Annotated in this window: 3 protein-coding genes; all 3 read left to right on the top strand. The window is 51.4% G+C overall.

The window, feature by feature from the left end:
* Positions 1-256: 256 nt before the first annotated feature.
* From uvrY to pgsA, 3 genes are read left to right on the top strand one after another with little or no spacing between them, the layout of a single operon-like run.
* On the top strand, positions 257-901 hold the full coding sequence (gene uvrY / locus JJU14_RS16310) for a UvrY/SirA/GacA family response regulator transcription factor (RefSeq protein ID WP_228614781.1): 645 nt from the start codon (positions 257-259) through the stop codon (positions 899-901).
* Positions 902-950: 49 nt separating this feature from the next.
* Positions 951-2,765, top strand: a complete 1,815-nt coding sequence (gene uvrC, locus JJU14_RS16305; protein ID WP_228614783.1) for an excinuclease ABC subunit UvrC — start codon at positions 951-953, stop codon at positions 2,763-2,765.
* A 41-nt stretch (positions 2,766-2,806) separates the two neighbouring features.
* Positions 2,807-3,370, top strand: coding sequence for a CDP-diacylglycerol--glycerol-3-phosphate 3-phosphatidyltransferase (pgsA, locus tag JJU14_RS16300; RefSeq protein WP_228614782.1), 564 nt, complete (start codon positions 2,807-2,809; stop codon positions 3,368-3,370).
* Positions 3,371-3,537 lie beyond the last annotated feature (167 nt).

Raw genomic sequence — 3,537 nt, 5'->3', positions numbered from 1 at the left:
CCGGCGTGGGTTAATAGCCCACCGAGAGTTCGAATCTCTCTCCCTCCGCCATTTTTCACTCTGCTACCATGCCGCAATTTTGTTTCGTCATCCAAAGTTTTGTTTCCATCTTGTCACTCAATCTGGCAGACTAAGCCCGCGTTGTAGTTTCGATTAAAATTTGCTGCTCAAAGTGCAGCGATAGGTCGAGTTAATGGCTGTTCTCGACTAAGCTATAGCTAATAAAAAGAACGAACCAGTAAAGCGGAGAAGCAGCTTGATTAACGTACTCATTGTCGATGATCACGAACTTGTTCGAACTGGCATCAGTCGCATTCTTAAGGACGAGCGTGGTATCAAGGTGATAGGCGAAGCTGGTACCGGCGAAGAAGCTCTGCAATTTTGTCGTCATCAGGAACCCGATGTGGTGTTGATGGATATGAACATGCCCGGCATGGGTGGCATGACCGCAACCAAGCGTATTTTGCACTTTTGTCCGGATGTCAAAGTGCTGGCACTGTCTGTAACCTGTGAAGAGCCGGTGCCGACTAAGGTGATGCAACTGGGCGCGGTGGGTTTTATCTCGAAAAATGCGGCACCTTCGGAGGTGATTTCCGCGATCCGTAAAGTGCATTCGGGTGTGCGGCATATTTCTGATGAAGTGGCGCAAAAGATGGCGCTGAGTAAACTGAATCATCAGGGGCAGAACCCGTTCGATGAGCTGTCGGATCGGGAGCTGCAAATTATGCTGATGATCACCCGGGGTGAAAAGGTCAATGACATAGCGACACAGCTGAATGTCAGCGCCAAAACAGTAAACTCTTACCGCTACCGGATGTTTGAAAAGCTGGCCATCAATGGCGATGTGGAGTTAACGCACCTGGCATTGCGTCATGGCATGATTGATATCGCCAAAGCGTGATGGTTTGTGCCGGTAAACAGATTGGCGGAAGGCCTGCGGTTGTTCAATGATGTTTGATGCGAAAGGCTTTATGCAGTCGGTGCCACAGCAGCCCGGGGTGTACCGGATGCTGAATGCCAAAGGCATCGTGATCTATGTGGGCAAAGCCAAGAACCTAAAGAAGCGTCTTAGCAGTTACTTCCGGGCCCAGGTGGATAGCATTAAAACCAGGGCCTTGGTTAGTCAGATAGCTCAGGTTGAACTGACCCTGACCCACAGTGAAACTGAAGCGTTACTGCTGGAAAACAACCTGATCAAAGCGCACCGGCCGAAGTACAATATTCTGCTGCGTGATGATAAATCCTACCCCTACATTATTTTGACTGAGCATAAGCATCCCAGGCTGATGTCGCATCGTGGTGCGCGCTCGGTCAAAGGCCAGTATTTTGGTCCTTACCCTAATGCCGGTGCCGTTTGGCAAAGCCTGAAGCTGATGCAGAAGATTTTTCCTATCCGCCAATGTGAAGACAATTATTATCAGGCCCGAACCAGGCCATGTCTGCAATACCAGCTCAAACTGTGCTCGGCTCCTTGTGTTGGCAAAATTTCGGATACCGATTATCAGGAGCAAGTGCGACTGGCTCGGCTGTTCTTAACCGGCAAAGACCAGCAGATTATCGCCGATCTGGTGCAGCAGATGGAGCAAGCCAGTCAGGAGCTGGCCTTTGAAAAGGCCGCCCGCTTACGTGACCAAATTCAGGCGCTACGTCGGGTGCAGGAGCAACAATCCGTCAGTGGCGATCACGAAGAGATGGACGTCATCGGCTTTTGTTTTATGCATGGCGTGGCTGCAGTGCATGTATTGTTTATTCGGCAGCACAAGGTGATAGGCAGCAAAACCTACTTTCCCAAGTTGCCGGCCAATACCAGTGAAGAAGAAGTCCTGCCAGCTTTTCTGATGCAATTTTATTTGCAACGCATGGGCGGCCAGCAAGTCCCGAAAGACATTGTACTTGGTAAGCTCCCAGAGGGAAAAGAGGCGCTGCAAACAGCTATCTCGGAGCTGGCCGGACGTAAAGTGCAATTGAACTCGGTGCAGCGTGGCGAGAAAGCGCGCTATCTTGAATTGGCCAACAAAAATGCCCGCATTGCCTGCGATGGTAAAGTCAGCCAAAGCCAGAAAGTGCGGCTCGGCTATCAGGCATTGAGTGAGTTGTTTCAACCCAAGGCAGCTATCAATCAGATGGAGTGCTTTGATATCAGCCATACCATGGGGCAGGAAACCATTGCTTCTTGTGTGGTATTCGATGAGAAGGGTGCCAATAAAACCCTGTACCGGCGTTACAATGTCAAAGGTGTCACGGCTGGCGATGACTACGCCGCCATGGATTTTGCGCTGCACAAGCGTTATGGCAAGCTGACTGATGAAAGTTTGCTGCCTGATTTGGTGGTGGTTGATGGTGGTAAAGGCCAATTGCAGCGGGCGATTGATTTCTTTAGCAGCACCAACTTTGATCGGCTGCCACTGCTGATGGGGGTTGCCAAAGGCGAAGGCCGTAAGCCAGGGCTTGAAACTCTGTTAATCCCAGGTCAGTCAGACATCCATTTGCCTGTTGAACACCCTGCGCTGCACTTGATCCAGCAAATTCGTGATGAAGCCCACCGTTTTGCGATAACCGGGCATCGGAATAAGCGCGGCAAAGCGCTGCTGAAAAGCCCACTTGAACAGATTTCGGGCATAGGCCCAAAACGTCGCCAGGCGTTGCTGCAGTTTTTAGGCGGTATGCAGGGCGTGCAGCAGGCCAGTGTCGAAGAATTAAGCAAAGTACCGGGAATTTCCCGGCAACAGGCAGAAAGCATTTACCAGCAGCTGCATAGCAAGTAGCATAGAATGAATGCAGCAACGCAACAAGAGAGATGTCGTACATGATCAATATTCCCAATCTTCTGACGTTGTTTCGGCTGTTGCTGATCCCGGTGTTTCTATGGTTGTTTTATTCTGGTATTGAAGCGGCCCGTTTCTGGGCCGCGTTGGTGTTTGTGCTGGCGGCTATTACCGATGCGCTGGATGGTTACCTGGCCCGAAAGTTGGAGCAATCCACGCCCTTTGGGGCCTTTTTGGATCCGGTGGCTGATAAGGTGATGGTGGTGATGGCCCTGGTGCTGGTCACGGTCGATTTGCAGTCGCTGTGGATGACGATACCGGCGCTGATTATGATCAGCCGGGAAATCATTATTTCCGCGCTGCGCGAATGGATGGCGGGCCTTGGCCGCCGTGCTAGTGTGGCGGTGTCGGGCAGTGGCAAACTGAAAACCATTTTCCAGATGGTGGCGCTGATTGGCCTGATCTGGCAGCCATCAGCTGCCTGGCTTAGCTGGGTGATGCCGCTGAGCTGGGGCTTGTTGTACATCGCCACACTGCTTACCTTTACCTCCATGGTGCAGTATGTGTATGCCTCCAGAAACGACTTTGGCAGCGAGCCAGAGTAGGGTGCCTGCAGGGCAGCTAAAAAAATAAGCAGTCGATCAACAATGTGACAATTTATTGTTGACTGAATGCCTGAAACCAGTAGAATGCGACACGTGCTCAGGCACAGGGTGTAGGACAATGCGAGTATAGCTCAGCTGGTAGAGCGCGACCTTGCCAAGGTCGAGGT

This window comes from Alkalimonas sp. (genome assembly GCF_020831925.1).
Taxonomy (GTDB): Bacteria; Pseudomonadota; Gammaproteobacteria; order Enterobacterales; family Alteromonadaceae; genus Alkalimonas.
This window is presented reverse-complemented; position numbering and strand designations above follow the sequence as displayed.

Coding starts and splice junctions, on each gene's coding strand:
- pgsA (WP_228614782.1), top strand. CDS start 2,807: ATGATCAATATTCCCAATCTTCTGACGTTGTTTCGGCTGTTGCTGATC.
- uvrC (WP_228614783.1), top strand. CDS start 951: ATGTTTGATGCGAAAGGCTTTATGCAGTCGGTGCCACAGCAGCCCGGG.